Source organism: Novosphingobium sp. GW835-FHT14H07 (assembly GCF_058793515.1).
The window spans coordinates 218,610-244,232 of the sequence record NZ_JBXAFX010000004.1 but is presented as its reverse complement, the minus strand read 5'-3'; the positions used below and the strand labels follow the sequence as shown (position 1 = coordinate 244,232).

Below are 25,623 nucleotides of genomic sequence, written 5' to 3'. Positions count from 1 at the left end.
TCATAGCTTCAATCCGAATGCTCACGCGCCGAACCGCAAGATATTGCTGGAATTGAGAAACTTCTGAATCAGGCACTAAGATCCGCGCAGCGTATGGCCTGTTACCGTGCCCTTGCTTGGGTTCAGGATGAAACCGCCGCGCGCGCGCCTGACTCGTTTGCCCTCGACGGAAAAGAGCGGTGCGATCGGCAGGTCCGCCGCATCGAGCGACATCAGCGACGAATAGCCGGCGGTGCTGCCATCGAGCGACTTGTCCCAGTCATACTGAAGTTCGACGCCCGGCGATGGCTGCCACAACACCGTCGCCCGCACGGCCTTGCGATCGGTGCGATGCCAGTTTGCCTGACCGGGCAACGGATTGACGACCCAGCCGTCGTTTTTGTCGACCGACGCGGTGAGGCTTGTGCTGATGTTGTGCCGACTTGGCAGTTCCACGCGTATCGAAGCTTCCCGGCCGGAAAAGCTGCTGACCCCCAACTTTGCTTCGACGGCAAATTCGCCGGTGGGCTTTCTGGTGATGATGTTGATTGCGCCGCCGATGGAATTTCGGCCAAACATGGTGCCTTGGGGACCGCGCAGGATCTCCACCCGTTCTACGTCGAGCGAATAGGCGCCGAGGCCCTGGACACGGCCCAGATAGACGCCGTTTAAATAGACCCCGACGGTAGGATCGCGGGTGATCTGCGTTGCGTCGGTCGGAACCAGCCCTCGCATACCCACCGTCAGGGCGGATGATCGGCCAAGGTAGGGCACGACGCGCAGCGCAGGCACGTTGCCTGCTCCCAAATCTCCGATTGACCGGATATTGTAGCCATCCAGTTCCTCATTGCCGAGCGCGACGATGGAAGCGGAAGCTTGTTGAAGCGACGATTCCAGCTTGTCACCTGTCACGATGATGTCGTGGGCGACTGCGCAAGCTGGCAGGGACGCAGGCTTGCGCGCGCGCACATCAGACGAACCGCACGGGTTTGATGCAGGAGATTTTGTGCCGGAATCGATGCGCGGCGCGCGGCGCGCGAACGCATTCGTTTTTGCCGGTGTCCTGACAATGGCAACAGTGCCCGAACCAAAGCGCCTTGCCATGAGGTCGGAGCCGCGCAGGATGACCTCGATCGCGCGTTCGGGAGTCATCGTCCCTTTGATGCCTTTGCTCCTCACCCCGGCAACGTCATCGGCTTTATACAGGACTTGATACGTGGTCAGCCGGGCATATGCGTCCAGCACATCGGCCAATCGCCCTGCGGGAATATCGAAGGCGATTTCGCGCGCGCTGGCTGGCTGCGCCATTGCCGCCGCCAGAAGCGCACCGCCAAGTGCTTGAGCCAAACGTATTGGCATCGCCGATCCTGTCCCCTCGACCGCCCTTTTAGCATGGCGGCTGACTCCTTCAGGCCTAGAGTAAGGAACAGGCGCTAGCGAGAGGAGATTCTGATCTCGCTTCCGGCGGCATCCACGCGGAAGCCATATGCCGAGCGGAGAATGTCAACGAACTGGCCTTCGTTGGCGAGATTGAACGAGCCGCCGATTCTGGTGTCACCGACCCCGGCGTCTGCGATGATGATCTTGCGCTCGTTATAGCGGTTGAAGGCTGCGGCCGCTTCGCGGATTGGCGTATCGGCAAAAACGAGCATACCGCTTCGCCAACTGAGCCTGCGCTCCAGAACGTCAGGTGCAACGGTTGTCACAAGGGCTGATGAAGCGCTCAGAACCGCCGTCTGTCCCCGGATCAGCATGATCCCGTCCCCTTCACCGGTCCGAACCTTTCCTTCCAGAACAGTCACGACCGTCCTGTCGCCTTGCTTTTCGACCGAGAATCGGGTGCCCACAACGGTTATCGACTGATCGCCGGAATGAACGACGAAAGGCCGGTTCGTATCGTGCGCCACGTTGAAGAAGGCCTCGCCCGACTTGAGCCAGAGCACGCGCTGGTCATGCGTTTCCTCAAACCGCACCGCAGTTGCCGAATTCAACGTCAACTGCGAGTTATCCGGCAGCACCGCAGTGCTGATTCCGCCGAAATTCGTCGCATATTCCACCGATTTCGGCTGTGCGCCGGGGAAAATGCGATCGATCCCGTAATAGCTGCCGAAAATGCCAAGCGCGAAGATGACGCTGGCTGCGATCTTCCACCAGACGATGCGCGGCCCGGATGGGCGGGACGAGTCGTGGGCATCGGAATCGGCCTGATGATCGTCCAGAAGCCGGTCGATCTTTGCGGCACCGAATTCGAGCCGCCAGAACGCAGCCCGATGCGACATCGACTGGGTGAGCCAAAGGTCGAGTTCCTGCTGGTCGGCACCCGACCAGTCGCCTTCCATCCTGCGGACCAGAAAGTCCGCCGCCTGTGCCTCGATCTGATCCGCGCTGCCGGTCACGGTTTTGCCTTCCTGAACTTCGCCACCGAGGTCGGGCGCTGAATCCTGCCGTTACCACCCAGCAGGAAATCCACCAGCGCCCGCATTCCGAACATCGTCTGATGATGCACGGAATCTATGCCCACGCCCATCTGCGCGGCAACTTCCTTTGCCGAAAAGCCTTCAACCTTTCGCAGCCTGATCACCTCGCGGCAACGTTCCGGCAAGGCCTTCATGCCTTCTTCGAAGCGCGACAATTCCTGACGCGCCTCGAAGAAGCGTTCGGGCGTCAGTTCGTCGAAACCAAGGGATTCTTCAGCGATTCCGTCCATCCCCGCGTCTGTGTGTTCCGGGCGGCGCTGCCGCCACCTGTCGGCCAAAGCGTTGCGTGCAATTGCGAACAGATAGGCTTTCACGTTTGCCGGTTGCGCTTCGCAGGCCTTGGCGAGAATCTTTTCGTAAATGTCCTGCCTGATGTCCGAAACTTCATGCGGATCGGGCCATTGCCGGGCGATGAAACGGTTCAGCGAAGGCTCCAGCGGCAGAACATGGTCCATGAACCATCGCCTGAGCCAGACTTCATCGACTGTCGCAGTCATCTCGCGTCCCTTGCAACAGGGCTGGGCCGTCCCATTTGCGGGCATGGTCTATGAACATGTGCGGTTCGGCAATCGTTTTGCCGCAACTGCGCGACGATATTCCCGACCGGCGTCGGCAATATCCTTCCTGAACTTCGGCAAGGCGGACAATCGCGAGAACACCGCCGCAGCCATCACTCGTCCGTTTTCGACATCGCTAAGCCAGTGCACATTGCACACCATGCGGCTTTCTCCGAACTCCATGCCCCGCCGGATCAGCGCCGAAGACCTGTCCGGCGCGACCGAGGCCAGAAGCATTCCCCAACCGAAGCCGACCGCGCTGTGGCCGGATGGGTAGGAGCCGTCATGCCGCAGCACATTGTCGTATTCGGGGGTGCACATCGGCTGTTCGTTGGCCATGAAGGGCCGCTGGCGCTGGAACATCCGTTTGGTCGGGGCGGTCGAAAGACCGAAGTCGAGCAGGGTCTTCTGAAGCATAGTGTGGAGCTTCGGGGTCGAAGACGGGCTGATCTCGATCCCCATCGTGCAGTCGAAAGCCTGAACCGCATTCGGGAAATCCAGCCTCGCATCGGCCACCGCCTGATCCCAGCGCGAGCTGTTGCGAAGCAGCAGGCTTTGCGCACTGGCTTCCTGATCGCGTGCTTCGGCGGCCGATCCCGCCGCCGGAGGGGCCTTGAGGATATCAAGGCTGTTGGGCATTTCATCCTTTTGAAGGTAGCCAGAGACGGCTGGCAAACTGAACGTCTTCTGCTGCACGCCGGATGATGCCGTGAGGATGCCGGGTGTTACCACACCGAGCAGCCCCGCCAGCACGATTGGCATGATCATCGATGTTTTTCCGCCAGCCATCCCGGTTTCCCTTCAACTTCCCTTGATGATCAGAACTTCATGCGGGCTTCGACGCCCCATGTGCGCTGTTCGTTGAACATGCCATAAGTGTTGCGGCCAGTGATCGTGACGTCGAACAACTGGTATTTGTTGTCGAACAGGTTCTTGCCCCATACCGAGAGTTCCACGTCGCCGCCGCCCACGGGGATATCGCCCAGCGACAGCCGCGCGTTGGTCAGCACGGTTGCGCTCGCCTTGGTATTGTCGATCGAGGGCGTGTTGGCTGAATAGTAATTACCGGCGCTATTGAAATCGACATGTGCACGCAACTGGCCAAAGCTGAACTTCGGAAAATCGTAGTCCAGATTGACGGTAAACGCATGGACAGGGGTGTAGGCCGACCGGGTGAATTCCACGAGGTTCGTGAAAGGATTGACCAAGGGTATCCTCGGCGCATCTGTATACACATAGTTCAGGGCGGCCGTGAAACCGCGGAAAGGCGCGACTGTAACGTCAGCCTCGATGCCCTTGATCTTGCGCTTTTCCGGCGCATTGCGCGTTTCGGAGTTCGACGGGAAAAGCGGGTTGGTGAAATCAACCTGCTGATCGTTCAGGGTGCTTTGGTAGGCGGCGACGTTCACGCGCAGGCGGCGATCCAGCAGGTCGCTTTTCAGCCCCACTTCCCACGAGGTCAGCTCTTCTTCGCCGAACGGTGTCAGCGCGACCGAGCGAACGTTGGCACCGCCCGCGCGATAGGCCCGGCCCCACTTGACATAGCCGTTGATTGCCCTGCTGAAATCATAGGAAACGACTGCCGATGGGTCCACGCGCTTCGAACGGAAGCGGAAGGTCAGGTTCGGATCGACGCCGCGAAGGGCGGTCAGGCGGCCAGACTTCTTGTCATCGGTCCAGCGTGCACCAACCGTCAGGTGCAGCCCCTCATCCCCCATCGGTGACCACGTTGCCTGGCCGAACAGAGCTGTCGAACGGACATTGGCTTCGGACGCGCGATCAGGCACGGCAGCGCCGGCATCCGCCGTAGGTGTCGGAAACAGGTTCACGCCGGAAACAGTCGAGTTCAGCGTGCCCGACGCGAATGAAGTCGCCGTGTCGCGGCCATGTTCTTCGAAGTAGTAGAACCCTGCGACATATTTGAAGTTTTCAAGATCGCCGATCAGTTGCAGTTCTTCGCTGAACTGGTGTTGCTTGACGTTGGCATAGCTAAGCCGCCCGAAACGCCGGTTCGGACCCCAGGATATCAGGCCACCGTTATCCTGTTCCCACTGGGTCGAATCCAGCTTGCGCCAACTGGTCAGCGACCGGATGGTGAGGCTGTCGGAAGCCTCGAAATTGGCGATCACATTGTGCCCTTGCGCCTTCTGCGGGTTTTCGTAGTTCGGCAGGCCAATAGGCGCGACATCCACGCGGCTTGACGGGTTCAACGTGATGAAGGTCGGCACGACGGCAGGAGCCTGCTGGGTCGCGAACATGTAGTAATAGTTGCCGGTCGAATTATCGCGCGAGTAATCGTAGCTATACTGGATCGAGAAGGTGTCGCTTACGTCCCACAGCGCGGTTGCTTTCACGCCATATTTCTCGACCGCGCCGTAATCCTCGGCGCCTTGCAGCGGGTTGCGAACAAAGCCATCGCGCTTGTCGAAGAGGCCATCCACCTTGACGCTGATCCCGCCGACCCTGGGCAGGTTGAGATGCCCTGCAAAGGTGCGCCCCGCGAAGTTCCCCACCCCGGCCCGCAGCTCGACGCCCAGTTCGCCGGTTGGTTTGCGCGATACGACGCTGACGGCGCCGCCGATGGTGTTGCGTCCGAACAGCGTGCCCTGCGGCCCGCGCAGGACTTCGATCCGTTCGACATCGGCCAGATCCATGCCAAGGCCGGAAACGCGCCCAAGATAAACGCCATCGATATAGATGCCGACGGTCGGATCGCGGCTGACCTGGGTGACATCGGCCGGCACCAGCCCGCGCATACCGATCGATACCGCCGAAGTGCGCCCGATGAACGGCGCCACGCGCAGCGACGGGACCGCGCCGGTGAACATGTCATTCATCGAATTGATGCCCTGCTTCTCCAGCGCGTCGGAGTTCAGCGCAAGAATCGAGATCGGCGTGTCCTGCAAATTCTCGGCACGCTTCTGGGCGGTCACGATGATTTCCTGAATCCCGCCGTTGTCGGCTTCGGCCTCCTGCGCGTAGGCCGTGCTGGACATCGCGCTGATCGCGCAGCTTGAAATCAGGGCAAATGTCAGTCGCTTCATTTTGTTTCCTCTCCCGCCGAAAAATGGCTTCCACAAAGCGAAGACGGGGGAGGCGAAAAAATCTGTATGTCCCTCACGGCACCGAAGGCGAAAGATAGTCGCCCGCCAAAAGCCCCCACGATAAATGGGGTCTCCGAACATTGGGTCTTTGGCGGGGAATGCGATCGAGTGAGCCTAAGCTCAATGCTGCCCGAGCCCCGCGCTGATTGTCAGACACTCCAAGCTCCGATGGCACGGACTGCCGACATTCATCCACCCCAATATACTGACGCGATTATCGACAGGATGGGATCGATCTCAATCCCATCAATACCTTTGCTTTTGGTGTTGTGCCCTGCTTGGAATCGATCACGTCAATCAACTCTCCGACATCAAGCCCTCACGCGCACGCGCTGACGCAGACGCTCGTAGAGCGGTAGTTCGGCTTCGTGGGCGATCTCGACCGTCACCGCGAAGGACTGTTGACCCTCATCGCCAGCCCAACCGCCGGAGCAGCGTACGACAAGATAATAATTGTCGCCAAAGCCCCGGATATTGCGGGAGAAACTGACGCTGGCGGTCTGAAGGCTCGACTTTTCCCTTATGGTCGAACTGGGAAGCAGCTTGCAGTTGTACCGGGCCGCCATATCCGGAAACGGCCCCTCATCGACGGTCCGCTTGCGGAAATGTTCGAAGATCATATCCGGCTCGCAACCTCTGATCAGCCGGACCCCCATGGACACACCATTATAGTCGAGGCGGCTGTGCCTTACCGGCGGATCATAAGCGAGGCTGACACGGATGGTACGCCGTCCGCGTTCGGTCTGGAACAGTTCGGGGATCGGGATCTGATACACCGCGAAATGGTCGATCGCGAGGTCATCCTCGGCATAGAGAATGACGCGGGAGTCGTCCGAAAATGCCGCGCGTTCGGCATCCACCAGGCCATGGCCACAGAGCGCCCGCTCGGCCGCATCGCCCAGAAGTGCAAGGCGACGCGTCGCTTCAGGCGGCGTTACCGAACTGGACGCCAGCAGCGCGCGTACGAGGTTCGCTGATGCCTCGGGGAAACGCGCGAGGATCTGGCTGGCCTTGAACGCCACCAGTGGTGCCGCATGGGACGTGCCCGAACGCGCCGCGAACAATCGATCGACCGGCCGGAAATGGAGCGACATGACCCCGGCTTCCGGGCGCACCTCACCGCCCTGCAGCGCGGCAGTCGGCCCGTCGTAGATCAGCGTCCCGCCGACGTCGGTGAAGTCCGGCTTGATCGCGCCGCGCACACCCGGACCGGCGCGCGAGAAAGGCGCAGGCTCCAGTGCTTCGGTAATCGGCCGAACTCCGACATTGTCAGCCGCCCGCGCGCTCAGGCCGTTGCCATGCGCGACCGCGCCTACCGTCACGATGTTCATGCCGCCCGCAGGTTCGCACAGGCGGTTCTCAGGCTCCAGGAGGTAGCCTGGATAATCGGTTACGGCTTCCTCGACGCGCATTCCGCGTCGCGGCTGACGATTGCCGGCCGCCACGATGATGACCACGTCCAGTTCACGCACCAGTTCGTCGAGTGTCTGCGCCCAGGGGCCGACCTTGCCGCCTTCGATGACCTTGGTCCGGTCCCCCAGCGAGATGACGAAGATCCGGCAACCGAACTGCTCATGAAGTCCGGTAATTGCTTCACGCATCAATTTGGGCGTGAGGCGCCGGTTGGGGAAATTGCCGGTGTGGTCGATCACCTTGGCCGAACAGAGGCGGGCGCGCCGGACGAGTTCGCCTGCGCCAAGCTGGGCGCGCAGGTCGCCGAACGTGGCGATGCCGCCGACAAACGTCCCATGACCATGATCGTCGGCTGTGCCGAGTGTTTCGGGAATGGCGATCGACCCGACAATGATGTCCTCGATCAGCGGATGGTCGTTGATCCCGCTGTCGATGATTCCGATGAGCGGCGCATCCTCATCCAGATCTTCCAGGTCGGGCAGATCACCAAGCGCATCGTCGATATGCTGCGCGGCAAGCAGATCGGGTTCGGGCGGCAGATCGATTTCCGCGACCTCCTCGATCGACAGCAAAGTGCGCGCGACGGCGCCGTCACAACTAAGACGGACGAGGGTGAGATTGGGGCCGATGTGCCGGTCGAGTTCCTCCGCGCCGCGTGCCTCGGCATAGCGGACGATGTCGTCGATCTTGCGCTCACGCAGGGCCCGCGCGCCCAGATCCCAGAGTTCGATATCGAGCGTATAGGTCTCGCCGACCTGGAAATCCTCGGGCGCTGCCAGCCCGGCCTCACGCGCGCGCATGCCGATCCGATCTCGCGGCGCGACCTCGGTGATCGTCTCGACATTGGCGATGAAGGAAGAAAAGGCGGGGTTCTGGCGCCCGGGCTGCACGCCCTGTCCATAGGCATTCAGCTTGCGCTGGAATTCGGTCAGTTCATCGGACGAAGAGAAAAGCACAAGGGTGCGATCCTCGTCGCTCGAAAGGACGGTGAGCCCGACCCGGTTCCACTCCTCTTCCAGCAAGGGGCCGCTCATCTGCACTCGCAGGATCAGCGAAGGGTCGACCGCGTCGGGTCGGCGGCGTTGGCGCTGCGCCGTGACGGCCTGCTCGAGTTCCTGCCCCAGACGCTCGCTGTGTCCACGCGGATTGCGCTGAGGTGGCGGGCCGCCACCGCCATTCTTGCGTCGGGGCATGCGCTCGGGCAGCCGCAGAAGCTGCAGATGATCGTAACGTGCCACGCAGCGAGGGTCAGGCCGTCATGCGGTCGGTGCGGCGACGACGCCGACGTTCGTCGGCAATGGCATGAAGGAAATCCTGCTCCCTGACCTGTTTGCGCTTGTCGATGACCGAGGCCTTGATCGCCTGAACGCAGATGCGGTCCAGCTCGGCATAGGAATAGCCGCTCAGCTGATCGAGATGCGCCTGCGGATCGAAGGCCAGAGCGACATTGCGGAACTTCATGGTGAGGAAACGCCCGACCATTCGGGTATCCGGAAGATCGAACCAGACAACCTCATCGAAACGCCGCCAGATCGCCGGATCGAGCGACTGATCCAGATTGGTGGCGGCGACCAGAAAGCCTTTGGGCTGGATCCGGTCGATGAAGATCAGCAGACTGTTGACCACGCGCCGCAATTCATTGTGCTCGCCGCCGTCCTCGCGGGCGCGGGCCAAGGCGTCGAACTCGTCGAAAAAGAGGACGGTCGGCTGCTTGCGCGCGAACTCGAACAACTTGCGGATATTGGTCGCGGTTTCGCCAAGATAGGAGGAGATCAGGCGATCGAGCTTGACGATATAGAGCGGCATACCGAGTTCGGCGGCAAAGACCTCTGCGCAAAGCGTTTTGCCGCAGCCGGGTGGACCACAGAAGAGCAGCTTGGAACGCACCGGCAGACCGCGCCGGCGGATTTCGTCGGCACGGCGAAATTCACGCATCAGGTCGAGAAATATGCGGATATTCTCGCTCGACAGGATGATGTCCTGCTTGTTGTGCGTCGGCTCGACCAATTCGATGAAATCGCCGGCCGCTTCGGGAAAAGGAATGAGGGGCGCAAGCGCCTTGGGCTTGGCCGGACGGGAGGGAGCGGCATCCAGTGAACGACGAAGAGAGCGCGCGAGCACGCGATTGTTCTTCTTCTCTTCCTCACCGATGATCTGCTCGGCAACGGCACGGAACTCGTCGTCCTTGCCATAGCTCGCCAGCAATTTCTTCATCAGTTCACCGCGCGCCATGGATCCGTCTCAACCCTCCTTCACGTCGCCAGCATAGCCAGATCTGCCGAATCCGCCATGATTTCCTGCATCCGATGGACAAAAAACCGGGCAGTGAAAGACCGCCACGCCGGGGGAAGCGTGACGGCCTTTCCCGCATGCGGCGGGCGGTCCAGGGGCTTGTGGCGCCGCCGCCACGCGGATCAGCGCGAGACCGTGACCTTGCTCGTGGCCGCGTTCCCGACGGCCGATGCGCTGATGCTGTTGCCCGAGATGCCGATCCGGCTCGTCGAAATAGCCGGCGACGTGACCGCATAGGCGGCGCTGGTGACCTCAGCGGTCACCGCGCCGCTGTTGGCCTGGACGCTGCTGATGCCCGACGCCGGCAAGGAGCCGAGCGAGGCCAGCGTCACCATGTTGATGGCGCTGTTGCCATAAGCGGCCGCCGAGACGCTGTTGCCGGTCACGCCAAGGCGGCTGTCGCTGACCCCGGCGCTGCCATAGCTTACAGAGACGGTCGGGCTGGCGGCATAGGCAGACACCCCGCCCGCGTTCACCTGGACGTTGGACAGGAGCGCGGGGGCCATGGCGCTGTTGAGCGCGCCGGTGGTGATCGAGGCGAGGTCCGGCGTGCAGCCGTCTTCCGCCACGCCGCTCACGGCAAGCGTATTGGTCGCCATGTTACCGCGAGCCATGACCGAGGTCACATTGCCATCGACCAGGCCGGAGGCATCGGACGAGGCCTGCGCGCCGATGCCATAGGCGCTGGTCGCCTGCGCGCCGACCGAGGCATAGTTCGACTGCTGGTTGAGCAGGCCCGCGCTGGCCCCGCCCTGCACCGCCGAGGTCAGCGCAAGGCTGTTGCTTGCCGTGTTCGCTGCCGCCTCGGCCAGCGTCTCGTTATCGCTCGCCTCGAAGCTGGAGCGAACGAACGATGCTGCCGGATCCGCCGACTGGCCAGTCGTCACGGCCGCCGCGCTGACGCTGCCATCGGCGACCTGGTTGCTGGAGAGGACATGATCGCCCGCAACCTGCGAGGCATAACCCACATCCACCAGCACAGCCGCCGGCTCCCCGCTCAGCGATCCGGCGCTGACAGCATCGACGGCGAGGCTATTGGTCGCGTCGTTCATGCGCGCGCGCGCCACATTGCTGTTGCCCGACAGGAGCAGGCTCGAATCGACCGCTGCCGTGGTCGCCCCGAGTTGCATGTCCGAGACGGCGTCGACACTGGTAGTTGCCGCCTGCATCGAGGACAGTGCTGACCCCGGCGCCGGATCCTCGGCCCCGCCCAGCGCGGTCGCGGTGATGGTCAGGCTGTTTGCCGCGCCATTGCCGAGCGCCGAGGCGGTCTGGCTGTTGCCGATGACCTTGAGGGCGGAACGCACCGCGCCATCGCCGGCGGCGGCATCGAAGGCCCCATAGGCCGAGGCCTTGACCGCGACGGGGAGTCGGTAGCCACCCCGGATTTCCTGGGCACTGGCCAGCGCATAATCCGCAGCCGCCCCCACGCCATAATCGAGCATGCCGCCTCGCGCATTCTCATGGCCGCTCGCATTGACCAGACGATTGGCGGTGATGCTCATGCTGTTGGCGACTTCGTTCTCGGTCGCGTTGGCCGCGAGGCTGTTGTCCGAGACGGTCAGGCGGGAATCGACCACATCGCCAGCAGCGGACAGGACCGCGCCCGCACGATCCCCGGCAGAGCCGACAGAAGCAGTGACCACGCCCTTGCCCAGCTGGAGGCTATTCAGGTCGGCCGCGGTCGCAAGGCTGTTGGCGTCGAGCATCAGCCCATTGGCCGCACTGTTGCCGGTCGCCCGAGCCACGGCGCTATTACCGATGATCGTCGCGTTGGAGCGGATGATACCAGCGTCGACCTCAATCGCTGTTGTCACTTCCTCGGCCCTGGCCGTTACACGGGCCTGGCTGATCTGACCGTTCTGGACGCTGAAGGGGGCGGTCACACTCATCGCCCCGTCGCCTTCGACCAGCGCGGTCCCGATGTACTCGGGGCCTTCCACGACAATGCCGCCTTCCTCGCCGCCAAAGCCTTCGCCGGCATCGATGGCATTGGCCGTCACGGACAGGAGGTTGCCGTCCGCGCGGTTGGCGGTCGCCACCGCGAGCACTGCATTGTCGCTGGCATCCAGGCTCGCCTCGACCGCATCGTCGGCGATGGCGATGCTTGCCCCGCCCTTGGCGATGCCCTTAACCGGAACGGCAGCCGCTGACTGGACATTGGTTATGTTGGCGACCGCGCCGCCGTTCCATTCATCATTGGCGATCGCGTCGGCCGACAGATCGAGACCATTGGTGGACTGGTTGCCATAGCCTGCTGCGACCAGACTGTTCCCGTCGCTCGCCACGTTCGAGGCAAAGGCGGTATCACCCACCTTGACGGCGAAACCGCCATTGGCGTTCCCGGTCACGGCGCTGCCGAGCCGTTGGTCGGCCAGCACGGCATAGGCGGCGTTGACGGAAGGATCGCTGGCATTGGCCTCCACGATCGAGGGCGTGCCATAGCTCGCCGCGACATCGAGCTGGACAGCGTCGATGCCAAGCGCATTGGCGGCGCTGTTGCCATATGCGACGGCCCGCTGGAGATTGTCGCTCAGATCGAGATCGCTGCGCGGGGCATCGCCGACCTTGAGCGCCGCCGTGCCGCTGAAGCGGGCCGAGACAGTCGCATCGCCGCCGACCGACTGGTCGCTCACCACGCCCGCACCGGTGCCGACGGCAACGCCGGTGAGCGACAGGGTATCGGCGGCATCATTGGCGAGAGCAACGGCTTCCTGGGTGTTGGTGCTGACCGCAGCGCTGCTATCCACCAGATCGCCGAGCCGCGCGCGGATGCGGGAATTGGCGGTGGTTGCAGACACGGGTGCGCCATTGGTCGCTTGGCGCGTCGCGATCAGGGCCGGCGATTGCCCGTCGGTGCCGTCCGTTCCGGTCGCAAGCCAAGTGCCGCCGGTCGCGGCTTCGAGATCGCGTGCATCGGGCGTCAGGGCGGCGCTCGCGCTATTGGCCCGGGCGGTGGCGCTGACGGCATTGCCGGTGACGGCGACGCTCGATCCATCGACCGCGCCGGTGGCTTCGACGAGGGGATCGGTCGCATTGGCGCTGACCGGCGACCAGTCCTTGTTCTGGTCGGTCACAATGACCTGCGCGCCGTTGGCATCGGCACCCGATACAGGATCGGGCGTGGCGAAGGCGGGGACGGCCAGGGAACCGGCAAGGGCAAGAACCGCGCCGCCCATCAGCAGGCGGTGGCGGGAACGGGAAAACACTGTCTGTTTCATGAGAAAATCCTTCTTCTGAAGCTGTTCGGAAAACCGGGCATGGACGTTTCGGGTGGGCGCCTCCTTTTCGTGCGAGGGAAGGAGACGATCAGCCGATGCGCAGCCGCGCGAGCCGCTGCAGGCCGGCGCCGGCACGCTGGATGGCGGGATCGGTGGGGGCGGGCCGCCAGACCGGCGCGATCGCCGCAGCAGCGATGCCCTGCCTGGCGAGCGCGGCGGTCAGCGCCGCGATCCGGCGATCGGTCAGCGCCGCGCGGGCCTTGGGATCGAGTGTTTCGCTGTCACGGGCCAGCAGCGTCACGAAGACGCCGCCATGTTTGGCCGCCGCGACGATCCGATCGATCGCCGCTTCCGCCCCGCCCTGCAGGCTGTCGATGCCGGTCTCGAACAGGAGAGGGAGATCGACCGCCCCGCTGTCATCATCAGCGCTGGCTGGCCCATTAAGCGGCGGACCATCGGTGCTGAGCCGTTGCCGCAAGGTCGGTGTGGCACTAACGGCTTGCACCGGCAAAGCGGGCGGCACGCTCGCCGTCCAGCTCGCCTGACTCATGCAGGGTTCGGGATCGACCCTGGCCACCGCGCCGATGAGGCGCATCGTGGCTTCCTCGAGCGCGGTGCGAATGCCGAGCTGAAGCGGTTCCTGTCCCTTGGCGCCGATATTGATGTCGAAGAGATTGGAGCCAAAAAAGCGGAAGATGCCGAAGCCGGTCTCATAGCCGGTGAACTGCTTGGTGAGGCTCACCGTGCGCACGACCAGCAGTGAGCGGGTATCGACGATGCGCAGATCGAGCGCGACGCTCTGGGTATAGGTGCGCGCCTTGGGGCCGACCGAATTGACGCCGGTCTCGATCCCGCCCGAATGGATGTCGTAATTGAGTTCGGTGATGCCGCCGACGATGTAATAGTCGGACGCGGCGATGCTGCCGCCAAAATAGGGCAGCCAGGGCACGACCTGCCGGCCCGAGGGACCGGCGAGATCATGGACCTTGCCGTCACCCAACTGCCGACGATCAGCATAAGCGAGTTCGCGCTCGGCGATGACCGGATCGAAGCGCTCGGCGATCCGCACCGAGCCGCGCAGCTTGCCAAGCGCGGAGGCGACCATGAGCGCGCCGCCCTGGGTGATCGCATTGCCTTCGCTCACCGAATATTTGCCGGTATAGTCGCGCACGTCACCGACCGCGATGACCAGCGGTTTGCTCCCGCGCGCGCCCAGCCAGCCCGCGTAACAGGCGAGCGCCGCGTCCATCGGCGTGCGATTGTCGCGCACCGGCGGCCCGACGACGATCGGCTCCTCGCCGATCCCAATCCGCTGCTGGCTGACACCGGCGCAACCGGGCAGCGCGAGAGCGAGGAGCGGCAGTCCCGCCGCCCGCAAGCTCACCCCCTGCCACCCCCGGCCCATTCTCTTCCCGGCCAGTTCCCGGCGGCCCGCCATCGCCCCGCCCATCAGTTGAGCGTTCCGAAAGCGCAGCCGGTGGAACCGGTCACGCTGGCGCTCTGCGCGCCGCTGTTTGTTTGGGTAGAGTTGAGGGCCTGCCAGGCGGCGCCGTCGACCGAGACCGTCGTGCCGCCGGACACCGAGGCGGACACCAGTCCGCTGCTGGTCTGGCCTGAGCTGGCGCTTCCCGCGCCCTCGACACTGCTGGAACTGCTATTGCCCTGCGCGCCCGACGTCGCGCCGGTCGTGGTCGGCGAATGGGCGAGCGCGGTCTGGCTGTCCACATTGCCGGTCGCGGTCGCCGTGACCTCGCAATTATACTGGCGCTCGATGGTCGTCGTATAGGCCGGGCTCGCATAGCCACCCGCACGGCGCTTCTCCATGATGTCGAGGATCGCGGCCTGATTGGCGCGGTCAGCCGAGGTACGAAATTGCCAAGCGGCGCTTTCGCCATAATTGTTGGCAAGCGCCGGCGAGGCGAGAACGAGCGCGGAGAAGAGCGCCAGAGTGGCTCTTCCTCCTGGTGCAGAAGAGATCATGAGCATCATCCCCCGAAGGGCCGCGGCACCGTGCCGGGGCTTCGGGGGCCATCAAGAGAGCCATGAAATGAGAGGAGGCAACAGCGCGTCACGGGCGTAAAAGAGCAGCGTTGAAAGACAGGCAATGGCGTAGGACGATGGACGGCGAAGACTTGGCATTCATGGCGCTCATCACAGAAGCGCCCGGACCTGACATCATCCGAGTCGGGACACACCCCGCCGATCTTCCATCGACAAGCGGCGCCTATCTCCTGCTGCTCAGGCTCGAACACCCCATCGACATTCCGAGGCCCAGCCTGTCCTGGCGCTTCGAGGCGGGGTCTTATGTCTATGCCGGCAGCGCTTATGGCCCGGGCGGTCTTCGGGCCCGTGTCGGGCGGCATTTGCGCCGCGACAAGCGCCTGCATTGGCATATCGACCATCTGACGAGGGCTGCGGATAGCCTGTCGGCGATGATCGCCCCCGGCGCATCGGAATGCGCGCTCGTCGAACGTCTTCTGGCATCGGGCGCCTTCACCACGCCCTGCGCCGGATTCGGCAGCAGCGATTGCCGGCAATGCGCCGCGCATCTCCTGCGCCACACCGGATCTTCACCAGAAGAGGCAATTGTCGAACCATGACCCACCTGATTCGCTGCCGCGCCGCCGTCTCGGAGATCGCCACACTGTTCGGCGCCCGGCCCGATCCCGATCTCACCTGGCTCCCGACGATCTGGCCGGGCGAGAAGGCGATTGTCGTGACGAGGGGGACCGAGGGACGGCATCTGCGCGCGCTGCCCTGGGGCCTGCCGCAAGACCCGATCAGCGAAGCACGCGGCGATCGACCACGAACGACGCTGTTTGCGCGCGAGATCGCTGGCGACAGCCGCGCGCCCCTGGGGCTGGACCTGCTGGAGCGTTGCCTGATCACGGTCGAGGATTTTGCCTATCCGGCAAGCGAAACCGGCCACCGTACCCGCAGCTGGTTCGGACTTTGGGACGTGCCGATCTGCGCCTGGGCAGGCCTGTGTCTGGCCGATCCTGCAACAGGCGGCTTTGCCGGCCTGCTCACCGCAGCCAATGCGCGCGCGGAGCCGGTCAGCCGGACGATGCCGATCGTGCTGCCGCCAACGCAATGGGAAGCCTGGTTGGCAGGGGCGGCGCTGCACGCGCTCGACACCGCCTATGACAGCGACGCCTTCTATCTGGAGCGGACGCCGGAGCTCTGGGCGTCGGGCCGCCTTGATCTGGACTGAACCCCAGAATGTCGGGATCGTCGGGCATGAAATCGACGTTGAGGTTTCCGAGCCGAATCCGGCAGATGACCTCATCCTCTCCCGATACCGTAAAGCCCTTTTTGTTCAGGGTTTTCTGAAGCTGCATCCACTGCGCCATGCCGGTCAGGCCGACGATCAGATCGACATCGTCGGTGGCCCGCACTTCCTGCAAGGTGATCTCGTCGGTGATGAGGACGGCGGTTGAGCATCCGCCGACGAACACCATCTGCCGGCACAGATCGTCACCCAATGCTTCGGCGACCGTCTCCAGCATGTCGAGGAGTTCATCTTGAATGCTCATGCGTGCGCCATCCGCTGCGCGAACCTGTCCTGAGCGAGATTGGTTTCACGCTGATTGCCCAGCCTGATGGCATCGACCAGCGCCAGGAATTCGTAAAGTCGCTCATCTTTGAGGGCTGCTTCGGGGACCGATTTGAACAATGGCGTTATTGATAGTCCTCGCTGCGTCCCTTCCGCGTGAGGCCATATGTGTATATCCGCCCCGGAACTGACGAGCTGCCCTTTGAGCATGGGCGCCGAAAACCCGGTGGCGATGCCACGTTGCGGTGCGCCCGACTTGGCGGGGAACACGTATTTCAGACTCACCAGCTTGAGCAATATTACGATGTCTTGACTTTTCATGGCTCGCCTATGTGTCCTCCATCCCAGGACCGAGGACACATAGGAGCTCCAACCCTATATGGTGTCAAAGGGCAAAAACCGTCGGCATGAAGCTTGGGATTCAGGCCGCCTTTCGTGCGTCCGATATGCCGGGGCGGCCTCAGGCTGGAGACTGTCAGCCAAGAGGGGCAGACTTCCGCGAGCCCTAATCTGAAACCAGCTAGGACCAGGAGCGTAGAAATGAGGCGCCTGGCTGGCATGCATCGTGTCACCGCGCACGAGGATCTTGGCCCGTACGGCATTGGTGATGCCGGGATCGTTGGCGGCAGTCATTCCGTCGACCAGGACACGGATCTGGTCACGCCGCGCGACGGCGTCGATGACCGCACGTGGGTCCGGGGCACTGTCCTGCCGGGTCAGGCTGTTGAACTGCGGCCGGTCGTAGAGGCTGCGGTCAATCCGGCGCAGGTCACCCGATTTCGCGAGGCGATGGAGGGTCTTGTCGATGGAATCGCGACCGGCGAGGTCGAGGAAATCCGAAAGCGTCCAGACAGTACCGGGCAAGCCACGGCCAGTTCGGTCGAGGATGACCGATTTGAGGCCGGCGGGCGGAGTGGCCATGTCCGAAATTTGTATCGCAATTTCGGACAGAAAGGAGAGTGCGCCGAACGCGCAGGCCTTGGCGGGAGGAGGTTCGCAAGACGCCCCACCCGTTGGCACTACCCGGCCACCGATCTTGATATAATTCATCATATACGATACGCAATCACTATTAAACCATCATATATGGACCCTTGTTATGGGCTCTCCCAAGGTCAGACCAGCCCTCGAAAGGCTTGGCCAGGACATTCGAAATGCGAGGCTGCGGCGTAGTATCGCGGTCGCAGACCTTGCCGTGCGTGCCGGAACCTCCCCCAGTTCCATTGCGCGGCTCGAGAAGGGCGACCCGGGGGTTGCTATCGGCACGCTTGCCGATGTGCTGGTCGTTCTCGGGCTTGTCGAGCGGCTGGCCGATCTGATCGATGTCCGCAAGGATGAGCTGGGATTGGCTCTGTCAAGCGAGCACCTGCCGCAGCGAGGCAAGTCTTTTGCCACCAGGATGAGAAAGCAAAAGGCTAGGATGGACCTGACGCGAGTCCGAGATGACGTTGTCGATCCAGACGGTGCATCGTTCTGATGGCGGAGTTCCTTGCCCAGGTCGTGCTTGGCGAAAGCCGTGCGCCCGTTGGTCAACTGCGTTTCACAGCAGCGGGGCCGCGCCAATTCTCGAACTTCGCCTATGATGCGTCCTGGATAGAGAACCCGCGCGCCTTCGCCGTGCAGCCGGATCTCCCCCTGGAAGGCGGCCCTTTTCATAGATCGGGTCAGCCGGGAAATATGCGCGATGCACTGGCGGGCGTCTTCGCCGATGCCGCGCCGGATAGCTGGGGCCGACGGCTTCTTGAACGCGCTTACGGCAATGGTCTGAGCGAGTTTGCGTATCTGACGCTGTCCGACGACGCCTGCCGTCAGGGCGCGCTGCGATTTCAGGGCGAGGATGGAGAGATCATCCGCGGCAAGGCCGGCGACGCCGTGCCCCGCCTCGTCGAGCTCAAAGCGATAACGGCCATTGCCCGCGCCTATGAACAGGGGAAGGAAATCTCCGCCGAAGAGATGCAGGCGTTGGCGGGCGCGGGCGGTTCCGGCGGCGCCCGGCCCAAGGCCAATGTCCAAGACGGCGATACGCTCTGGCTGGCCAAATTCACTTCGGTCCACGATCTGCAGCCGATCGAGCGCGTCGAGGTGGCGACGCTTCGGCTGGCCGAGGCTTGCGGCATCCGCACGCCCACCGCCAGACTGGAACTCGCCGACACGCCCTTTCCGGTCGCGCTGATCCAGCGGTTCGACCGGCGGGGTAGCGCGCGGATCCCCTATATCTCGGCGCGCACGGCGCTTGGGAAGACCGGGACGGAGCTTGGCTCCTATACCGAGATCGTCGATTTCATCCGTGTTCATGGCGCCGATCCCAAAGCGGATTTTCGCGAACTTTTTCTGCGCCTGATTTTCACTATCCTCGTATCGAACAAGGACGATCACCTCAAAAACCATGGCTTCCTCTATGTGGGGGCAGGCCAATGGCGATTGTCGCCCGTGTTCGACGTGAACCCCGCGCCGGATCGAAATCCGCACCTTGAGACCGCAATTCTGGAGGGCGGAGCGCATGACCGATCGATCGCGCTCGCGCTTGAAGCCTGCGCGTTCTTCGAGATCCCGACTGAGGAAGCGAGGCAAATCATTCGCGATACCGCCCGGCACATATCGGACGGCTGGCGTGAGGCTCTGCGTCAGGTCGGCGTGTCAGGGGCATTGGCGCGGGATTACGAACCAGCCTTCGTGAACGCGGAGACGGAGGTTGCGCTGAGAATGTAGTCAAATTTGACTGATAATGCGTCTATATTATTCAGATATGGCGCAAGCCCTTCGACAGCGACGTCCCACCCTTGAACAGCAGCCTGGGGCTGTCCTCGATCCCGTTGAACAGCGCATCGAGCGTCCAGCAGACCCGGAAATTCTTCTAGAGCGGGATGACGTTTGAGTGAATCGCGGGGGATTCACACGGGGCTGATTTTCTGATTCAAGCTGCTGGCTGGGTTTTGGAGGCCAGCAGCTATGACCAGACCCTATTCGATGGATTTGCGGGACCGTGCGATTGCGCGGGTGCTGGCGGGAGAGCCGGTTCGGTCGGTGGCGACTGCGTTGAGTATCGGACCGGCGACGGTGGTTCGCTGGTCGCAGCGTTATCGGGCATTAGGGAGTGCGGCTCCGGGCAAGGTTGGCGGGCACAAGATCGGGATATTGTCGGGTCCGAACCGCGACTGGCTGCTGGAGCGCAGCAGAAGCGACTTCACCCTGCGCGGGCTGGTGGCGGAACTGGCCGAACGCGGAGTGCAGGTCGACTATGTGCAGGTCTGGCGCTTTGCTCATGCTGAAGGCTTGAGCTTCAAAAAAAAGCGTTCTCCCCGCCGAGCAGCTGAGGCCAAAGGTGGCTCGGCGGCGCGAGCAGTGGAAGAAGTATCAGAACCGGCCTGATCCGGCCCGGCTCGTCTTCGTCGACGAAACCTGGGCCAAGACCAACATGGCCCCCTTGCGCGGCTGGGCACCCATCGGCCAGCGGCTTCATGCCAAGGTGCCTTATGGTCATTGGAAAACCATGACATTCATCGCCGCGCTGCGTCATGATCGGATCGACGCCCCCTTCGTGTTCGATCAGCCGATCAATGCCGCCAGCTTTACCGCCTGGGTCGAGGAACAGCTCTGCCCGACGCTGGCACCCGGTGACATCGTCGTCATGGACAACCTCTCAAGCCACAAGCGGCCCGCCGTCAGAGCGGCAATCCGGACCAGAGGCGCGAGGCTGCTGTTCCTCCCGCCCTACAGTCCGGACCTCAACCCGATCGAGCAGGTGTTCGCCAAGCTCAAGCACCTGCTACGCAAAGCCGCAGAGCGATCCGTCGAAGCCACATGGCAACGCATTGGGTCGTTGCTCGATGCCTTCCCGCCAAACGAGTGCGCAAACTACCTCAAAAACTCAGGCTACGGCCCAACCTAATGTCATCAGACTCTAGACGTTCTGCGGCGGTGCGCCGAGCCGCTGCGCAGTCTCCGCATAGAGGCCCGTGCGGGTGGGCCGGTCAGCGCGCAGGACTTCGTCGAAGCCGGCGTTCATTTGCCGGACGCTTCCGCGACAAGCGGACGGAGCAGCTCCTGCATCCATGCCAGGAGTGTTGACATCCCGTCGGCAAGGTTGGCGCGCAATGCCGTGCCGTGCGCGGGACTACCGAGGAGGGCGGCGAGGCGCTGGCGCCATTGCCCGGCGTCGTCCACCGACGTCGTGCGGAACGGACGCAGCCCATTCCTTTTCCGGCATTTGGGGTGCCGATACCAGAAAAAAGTGCCGCTCTGTGGCTGTCATTGCTATGGCTGAGGCTTGCGCCGCCGCACGAACCCCCGATCACTCATAATGAACCGCTCCACCATCGGCGCGATCAGCCGCTCGGGCGGCACGGGCTCGGACAAGCCATTCTCCGCTGCATGCACGCGCGCATAGTCGCCAAGCTGCCGGAACAGCGCGCCCGGCAGTTCGACCGTCAGCTTCACGGGCTTCTCCTCGACGATCGGCCCGAGGCGCAGCCGACTCATGGCTGCGCCCCCTGAACCGGCTCGAGCACAAGATCGCGGGTAAGCACCACCCGGATCGCGAACCCCGGCCGGACGGTGAGCGTCGGCGGCACGTTGATCTCGCGCTGGACGACCTGCCGCCCGGTCTGATTAACGGTGTCCTGTATGCCGTAGCGCAGCGCGCGGGTGAGTTCATCATCGCCTTGGGACACGAGCTGGGTGCCGGCGCCGAGCAGGGTCGAGACCATCGCGGCCTTGAGCATATTGCCCCAGTGATAATTCACCTTGTCCTGCGCGCCCGCCATGCCCGCGGCATCGGCGCCGGGCTGGCGGTCGAGCAGGATCGAGCGGCCGCCGGGCAGGATCAGGCGATCCCAGGCCAGCAGCACACGGTTCTGCCCAGCTGAGACCTCGCTGTCATACGCGCCGATCAGCCGCGCCCCCTGCGGGATCAGCAGGATGCGCCCGGTCGCGCTGTCATAGACATTCTGCGTCACCTGCGCGGTGATCTGCCCGGGCAGATCCGAGCGGATGCCGGTGATGAGGGCTGCGGGAATGACGCTGCCTGCCTGCACCATGAAGACCGAGGCCGGCGCCATGATCCGCGCATTGCTGACTACGGCGCGATTCCCGCCATTCTGGAGGAAAGCCCGTTTCGCGGCCTGACCGGTCGGCGAGGCCGACACCGTGCCAGCGGCATCGCCCGCCGCAGTCGTGCGGACCGTCTGCGCACCATCGCTAGCCTGACCACCAGCAGAAGCGGAGCGCGCGCCTTCACTGCCAAGGAACAGCTTGCTGGCCCTGGCGGACTCCCGCTCCTGCATCACACGCTGGCGGGCCTGCTCGGCCGCGGCGAGACGCGGATCGGGTTGGCCCGCTGCCGGCCCCATCGGTGGCACCGGCACGCTCTGACCACTCTGCTGGGCCGACAGGATCGGCCGTCCCAGATCGCCGGGCATGGGCTGCCCCAGTTTCGGAACCTTGTCATAGCTCGCTGGTGCGGCGGTCACGACATCGGCCTTGTTGCGGCTGTCGGTGTTGACGAGATTGACGGCGGGCGCATGATGGACCGGACGCAGCGCATAAAGCAGCGATCCGCCAATGCCGATCCCGGCGACCATGCCGATCGCCGCCAAAGCCTTGCGCGACAGGCGCGTCACGCGCGGCGTCGGCCCGGCCAGGCGAAAGGCGCCCGGATTGGGTGCTGCGGCGGCCCGCTCCGGCGCGGCGCTGGCAGGCTGCCGGGCAGCTACCTCCCGCGCCATATCACCCGGCTCTTCTTCCCGTTCCGGCCCGCTCATGACGCCCTCCGCGATTTGGCGTCCTGCCGCTCGATCGTGACGCGCTGCCCGCCCTTGCGGGTCGCGAGGCGCAGCTCGGCCGCGCTGAACAGCCGATCGACGATCATGTAGCGGCCCGAGACGCGATAGTTGACGAGTTCGGCGGATCCATCGGCGCCGCGAACGAAGAGCGGCGGCATCTCGCCGGTCGCGATCCCGTCCGGAAATTCGATCATCACCTGACGGCCATCGTCGAACACGCGGGCAGGACGCCAGGAGGGACGGTCGCCGGACAGCTTGTAGCGAAAGTTCAGCCCTTCGACATCGATACCGGAGGCAACCGGCGCGGTCCGCTCCCGCTCGGCATTGGCAAGCCGCAGCGCGATGAGCTGGTCGGCGGGATAGGTCCAGGAAACCGAGGCCATATAAGTGGTGGCGGTGGCGCGCAGTTCGAGATGATAGGTGCGCCGGTCGGTGTTGATGACGAGGTTGGTCATGATGTCGGCACGGGTCGGCTTGACCAAGATATGCACCCGCTTGCTCGACCCGACACCACTCACCGTATCGCCGATGATCCAGCGCACGGTGTCACCGGCCGCGACCGGCCCCGGTCCCACCAGTTCCTCGCCTTCCTGCAGCGCGATGTCGGTGACTTGCCCTGGCGCGGCGTAGAGCTGATAGAGCGCGCCATCGGCATAGGGATATTGCTGGATGGCGTTGAAATAGCCCCCCTTGCTCGGCTGCACCCGCGCGGCCGCATTGGCGGCGGTCACGCGGGATCGCGGATCGGGCGCCTCACGCCCTTCCCGGACCGGCGCCACGGGCCTGAGCTGGCCGGGAAGCGGCAGCGGTGTCGGCACGCTGACGACGTCGACCGCCCGGCGCGGTTCAGGCGCGGGCACAGCCGCGACCATCGGCGGCGGCACCTTGCGGGCGCGCGCCTGCGCCATGCCGCCCAGTGGCAGCAGCGAGACGGAGACGAGGAGGCAGAGCAGCGCACCGGAGCGCGCCCTCGCGGGAGGCAGGCAGATCATGGGTTGAGTTCCTTCGACCAGTTGAGGTTGGCGACAAAGACCCCGAGCGGGTTCTTCTGGAGCGCTTGGGCATCGCGCGGGGTCTGGACGACCACCGTCAGGATCGCCGACCAGCGGGCGGTCTCGGCAAGCGCGCCATCGACATAGCGCCGCTCGGTCCAGGCCACGCGGAAGCTGTCGTTCGAGGCGCGGATGACGCTCGACACCTCGACCGAGACCTGCACCTTGCTCAACTGCGCAAAGGGGTCATTGGCCCGGGCATAGTCGTTGAGGAACAGCGCGCCCTTGTCGGTCACGAAGTCATAGGCGCGCAGCCAGTCCTGTCGCAGCACGATCCCGTCGGCGGGGATCGAGCGGACGTTCTCAATGAAACGGGCGAGATGGAAGGCGATCTGCGGGTCGGTCGGCCGATAGTCGGCGGTGGCGGGCGCGACCTCGCGCGCCTCGCCGAGTTTGTCGACCTCGACCACCCAGGGGATGATCGTGCCGCGCGCCGATTGCCAGACGAGACCGCCGGCCAGACTGCCCGATAGCGCAAGACAGCCGAAAAAGGCGAGCCGCCAGTTCTTCGCCTGGACGCGCGCGGAGCCGATGCGGTCGTCCCAAACCTGGGCAGCGCGCTGATAGGGGGTCACGGGTTCGGGCGCTTGCCCGTAACGGATCGATGGTCGCTTGAACATGTGCGTATCAGTCCTTTTGCGAGAGGTCGGGACCGGCGCCGCCGCCATGGCTGTCGCCGCCCTTCAGGGTATGAGCGGCCATATTGGCGCTCTGGGTGATCGCCTGTCGGCGCTTCATCGCCGCGGCCCAGGCGGGCGGCGCGGCCGAGGCTGATCCCGCGCCGGATGCCGGCGCAGCGGAAGCCTGCGCTCCCGCACCGGCGGCGGTGCCCGCCGCCGCGTTCCGGCCATCGGCATAGCTTTGCTTGAGGCTTTGCGCGGCGCGGCGCAGCGGCGAAACGGCCGCGCCGCCGGTGCTCTTGCCGACATTGGCGAGGCCTGCGCCGACGGCCGCCGCGCCCGATCGTCCTTCCGCACCGGCGCTATAGGCGCCCGAGGCCGCACCGGCTGTGCGCGCCATGCCGGTGGCGGCGCTGCCAGCCATGCCCATCGCGGCGCCACCGGCGAGGCGGGCGCCCGCAACACCGCCGCCCAGCGTGGCGCCTGCGGCCAATGCCGTTCCGGCTGCCGCGCCGGCGCCAAGCTGGGGACCGCCGGTGACGATACCATTGGCGATGCCGGGGCCGAAGATGCCGAGGCCGAGCAGGGTCAGCGCAGCGAGCGCGATCGCCATCACCTGCTTGAGATCGGGCTCGACGACGACATTGGCACTGGTGAACTGGCTGAACAGCGTGGTGCCGATGCCGGTGATGACGGCGAGCGTCATCAGCTTGATGCCCGAGGAGATGATATGACCGAGCACCTTTTCGGCCATGAAGGCTGTGCGCCCGAAAAAGGCGAAGGGCACCAGCACGAAGCCGGCCAGCGTCACCAGCTTGAACTCGACGATGGTGATGAAGACCTGGATGGCGAGCACGAAAAAGGCGAGCACGACGATCAGCCAGGCGATCAGCAGCACGAGGATCTGCACGAAATTGGTGAACAGGCCGACCGGTCCGAGCAGGTCCGCCGTCGCGTTGAGCAAAGGCTGGCCGGCGGTGAGGCCGGTCGCGGCGACCGTGCCGGGCTTGAGGAAATCGGCGAGCGCCAGACCGCCGCCCGACGCCTTGAGACCGAGGCCGGCGAAGCTCTGGAAGACGATATTGGCAAGGTTGGAGAAGTTGCCGATGATGTAGGCGAAGACGCCGATATAGAGCACTTTCTTCACCAGACGCTGCAACACGTCCTCGTCGGCGCCCCAGGCCCAGAACAGAGCGGCGAGCGTCACGTCGATCGCGATCAGGGTCGAAGAGAGGAACCCGACCTCCCCGCCCAATAGGCCGAAGCCGCTGTCGATGTAGCTGGTGAAGACCGACAGGAAGCTGTCGATCACCGAGGTGTCGTTCACGGACGGTTGTCCTTTCCGAAGAAATGGCGGCGTCTGGCTTCCCAAGCCGCGTCGCAGCTGCTTTCGGGCATGGTGATGGTCCGGCAGCGGGCGAGATCGTCCTGGCGGGCCGCGGCCGCCTCGTCCTCAGGAACGAGGATCGTCACAGCAGGTTCGGGCGGACGGTGCAGCGCGGAAACCACGGCCACGGCGAGCATCAGCCCGCCGATCCCTCCGCCGATCGCGATTTTGGCAGCGGGCGACAT

Annotated in this window: 24 protein-coding genes; 6 read left to right on the top strand and 18 right to left on the bottom strand. The window is 64.0% G+C overall.

Going from position 1 to position 25,623, the window contains the following annotated elements; genetic code table 11:
- Window positions 1-75: 75 nt before the first annotated feature.
- The 10 genes from AC1Q5P_RS06235 to AC1Q5P_RS06190 all read right to left on the bottom strand — a co-directional run bounded on the left by AC1Q5P_RS06235 (window position 76) and on the right by AC1Q5P_RS06190 (window position 15,023).
- The gene (locus tag AC1Q5P_RS06235) at window positions 76-1,287 is read right to left on the bottom strand and encodes a TonB-dependent receptor plug domain-containing protein (protein WP_492518485.1); all 1,212 of its coding nucleotides are present in this window, start codon (window positions 1,285-1,287) and stop codon (window positions 76-78) included.
- 125 nt (window positions 1,288-1,412) lie between these two features.
- The gene (locus tag AC1Q5P_RS06230; RefSeq protein ID WP_492518484.1) at window positions 1,413-2,375 is read right to left on the bottom strand and encodes a FecR family protein; all 963 of its coding nucleotides are present in this window, start codon (window positions 2,373-2,375) and stop codon (window positions 1,413-1,415) included.
- The gene (locus AC1Q5P_RS06225) at window positions 2,372-2,953 is read right to left on the bottom strand and encodes an RNA polymerase sigma factor (RefSeq protein WP_492518483.1); all 582 of its coding nucleotides are present in this window, start codon (window positions 2,951-2,953) and stop codon (window positions 2,372-2,374) included. Before AC1Q5P_RS06225 ends, AC1Q5P_RS06230 begins: the two co-directional genes overlap by 4 nt.
- A 48-nt stretch (window positions 2,954-3,001) precedes the next feature.
- On the bottom strand, window positions 3,002-3,781 hold the full coding sequence (locus AC1Q5P_RS06220) for an acid phosphatase (RefSeq protein WP_492518482.1): 780 nt from the start codon (window positions 3,779-3,781) through the stop codon (window positions 3,002-3,004).
- Window positions 3,782-3,831: 50 nt separating this feature from the next.
- Window positions 3,832-6,057 carry a TonB-dependent receptor gene (locus AC1Q5P_RS06215; protein ID WP_492518481.1) on the bottom strand — a complete coding sequence of 742 codons (2,226 nt, stop codon included), beginning with the start codon at window positions 6,055-6,057 and terminating at the stop codon, window positions 3,832-3,834.
- A 371-nt stretch (window positions 6,058-6,428) separates the two neighbouring features.
- Entirely contained in the window at window positions 6,429-8,768 is a 2,340-nt protein-coding gene (locus AC1Q5P_RS06210; RefSeq protein ID WP_492518480.1) for a S8 family peptidase, read from the bottom strand.
- A 10-nt stretch (window positions 8,769-8,778) separates the two neighbouring features.
- Window positions 8,779-9,762 carry an AAA family ATPase gene (locus AC1Q5P_RS06205; protein WP_492518479.1) on the bottom strand — a complete coding sequence of 328 codons (984 nt, stop codon included), beginning with the start codon at window positions 9,760-9,762 and terminating at the stop codon, window positions 8,779-8,781.
- A 182-nt stretch (window positions 9,763-9,944) separates the two neighbouring features.
- A complete protein-coding gene (locus AC1Q5P_RS06200) occupies window positions 9,945-13,043 on the bottom strand; it encodes a beta strand repeat-containing protein (protein ID WP_492518478.1) in 3,099 nt (1,032 codons plus the stop codon).
- 88 nt (window positions 13,044-13,131) lie between these two features.
- A complete protein-coding gene (locus tag AC1Q5P_RS06195) occupies window positions 13,132-14,481 on the bottom strand; it encodes a CsgG/HfaB family protein (protein ID WP_492518477.1) in 1,350 nt (449 codons plus the stop codon).
- An 11-nt stretch (window positions 14,482-14,492) separates the two neighbouring features.
- Window positions 14,493-15,023 (bottom strand): hypothetical protein, encoded by a 531-nt coding sequence (locus AC1Q5P_RS06190; protein WP_492518476.1) that lies wholly within the window; start codon window positions 15,021-15,023, stop codon window positions 14,493-14,495.
- Between the two features lie 161 nt (window positions 15,024-15,184).
- On the opposite strand from AC1Q5P_RS06190, the gene AC1Q5P_RS06185 reads away from it, so the two are divergent.
- Genes AC1Q5P_RS06185 through AC1Q5P_RS06175 form a run of 3 tightly spaced genes read left to right on the top strand, consistent with a single transcriptional unit; the run spans window position 15,185 to window position 16,483 of the window.
- A complete protein-coding gene (locus AC1Q5P_RS06185) occupies window positions 15,185-15,643 on the top strand; it encodes a GIY-YIG nuclease family protein (protein ID WP_492518475.1) in 459 nt (152 codons plus the stop codon).
- Entirely contained in the window at window positions 15,640-16,257 is a 618-nt protein-coding gene (locus tag AC1Q5P_RS06180) for an SOS response-associated peptidase family protein (RefSeq protein ID WP_492518474.1), read from the top strand. Before AC1Q5P_RS06185 ends, AC1Q5P_RS06180 begins: the two co-directional genes overlap by 4 nt.
- Window positions 16,244-16,483, top strand: a complete 240-nt coding sequence (locus tag AC1Q5P_RS06175) for a hypothetical protein (RefSeq protein ID WP_492518473.1) — start codon at window positions 16,244-16,246, stop codon at window positions 16,481-16,483. Before AC1Q5P_RS06180 ends, AC1Q5P_RS06175 begins: the two co-directional genes overlap by 14 nt.
- 92 nt (window positions 16,484-16,575) lie before the next feature.
- Here AC1Q5P_RS06175 and AC1Q5P_RS06170 read toward each other — a convergent pair whose 3' ends face one another.
- On the bottom strand, window positions 16,576-16,920 hold the full coding sequence (locus AC1Q5P_RS06170; protein ID WP_217806575.1) for a hypothetical protein: 345 nt from the start codon (window positions 16,918-16,920) through the stop codon (window positions 16,576-16,578).
- Window positions 16,921-16,974: 54 nt separating this feature from the next.
- Window positions 16,975-17,520, bottom strand: coding sequence for a DUF6088 family protein (locus AC1Q5P_RS06165; RefSeq protein WP_254894965.1), 546 nt, complete (start codon window positions 17,518-17,520; stop codon window positions 16,975-16,977).
- Window positions 17,521-17,698: 178 nt separating this feature from the next.
- Between AC1Q5P_RS06165 and AC1Q5P_RS06160 the strand changes: the two genes are divergently transcribed.
- The 3 genes from AC1Q5P_RS06160 to AC1Q5P_RS06150 all read left to right on the top strand — a co-directional run bounded on the left by AC1Q5P_RS06160 (window position 17,699) and on the right by AC1Q5P_RS06150 (window position 20,488).
- Window positions 17,699-18,076, top strand: coding sequence for a helix-turn-helix domain-containing protein (locus AC1Q5P_RS06160; RefSeq protein ID WP_492518472.1), 378 nt, complete (start codon window positions 17,699-17,701; stop codon window positions 18,074-18,076).
- Entirely contained in the window at window positions 18,076-19,308 is a 1,233-nt protein-coding gene (locus AC1Q5P_RS06155) for a type II toxin-antitoxin system HipA family toxin (protein WP_084277373.1), read from the top strand. Before AC1Q5P_RS06160 ends, AC1Q5P_RS06155 begins: the two co-directional genes overlap by 1 nt.
- Before the next feature lie 240 nt (window positions 19,309-19,548).
- Window positions 19,549-20,488 (top strand): IS630 family transposase gene (locus AC1Q5P_RS06150; RefSeq protein ID WP_492518471.1). Its coding sequence is split into 2 segments (ribosomal slippage): window positions 19,549-19,881 and window positions 19,883-20,488, totalling 939 coding nucleotides; the frame shifts between segments, so codons are not numbered across the junction.
- Window positions 20,489-20,853: 365 nt separating this feature from the next.
- On the opposite strand, the gene AC1Q5P_RS06145 is transcribed toward AC1Q5P_RS06150, so the two are convergent.
- Genes AC1Q5P_RS06145 through trbK-alt form a run of 6 tightly spaced genes read right to left on the bottom strand, consistent with a single transcriptional unit; the run spans window position 20,854 to window position 25,623 of the window.
- Entirely contained in the window at window positions 20,854-21,078 is a 225-nt protein-coding gene (locus AC1Q5P_RS06145; RefSeq protein WP_084277374.1) for a DUF2274 domain-containing protein, read from the bottom strand.
- Entirely contained in the window at window positions 21,075-22,322 is a 1,248-nt protein-coding gene (locus AC1Q5P_RS06140; protein WP_217806578.1) for a TrbI/VirB10 family protein, read from the bottom strand. Before AC1Q5P_RS06140 ends, AC1Q5P_RS06145 begins: the two co-directional genes overlap by 4 nt.
- Before the next feature lie 32 nt (window positions 22,323-22,354).
- Window positions 22,355-23,371 (bottom strand): P-type conjugative transfer protein TrbG, encoded by a 1,017-nt coding sequence (gene trbG / locus AC1Q5P_RS06135; protein WP_084277376.1) that lies wholly within the window; start codon window positions 23,369-23,371, stop codon window positions 22,355-22,357.
- The gene (gene trbF, locus AC1Q5P_RS06130; RefSeq protein ID WP_084277377.1) at window positions 23,368-24,051 is read right to left on the bottom strand and encodes a conjugal transfer protein TrbF; all 684 of its coding nucleotides are present in this window, start codon (window positions 24,049-24,051) and stop codon (window positions 23,368-23,370) included. The genes trbG and trbF overlap by 4 nt, the downstream gene beginning before the upstream one ends.
- Window positions 24,052-24,058: 7 nt before the next feature.
- Window positions 24,059-25,378: a P-type conjugative transfer protein TrbL gene (gene trbL / locus AC1Q5P_RS06125; RefSeq protein WP_492518470.1), complete on the bottom strand. Its 1,320-nt coding sequence runs from the start codon at window positions 25,376-25,378 to the stop codon at window positions 24,059-24,061.
- Complete coding sequence (gene trbK-alt / locus AC1Q5P_RS06120) at window positions 25,375-25,623, bottom strand: putative entry exclusion protein TrbK-alt (RefSeq protein ID WP_084277379.1); 249 nt, start codon at window positions 25,621-25,623, stop codon at window positions 25,375-25,377. Before trbK-alt ends, trbL begins: the two co-directional genes overlap by 4 nt.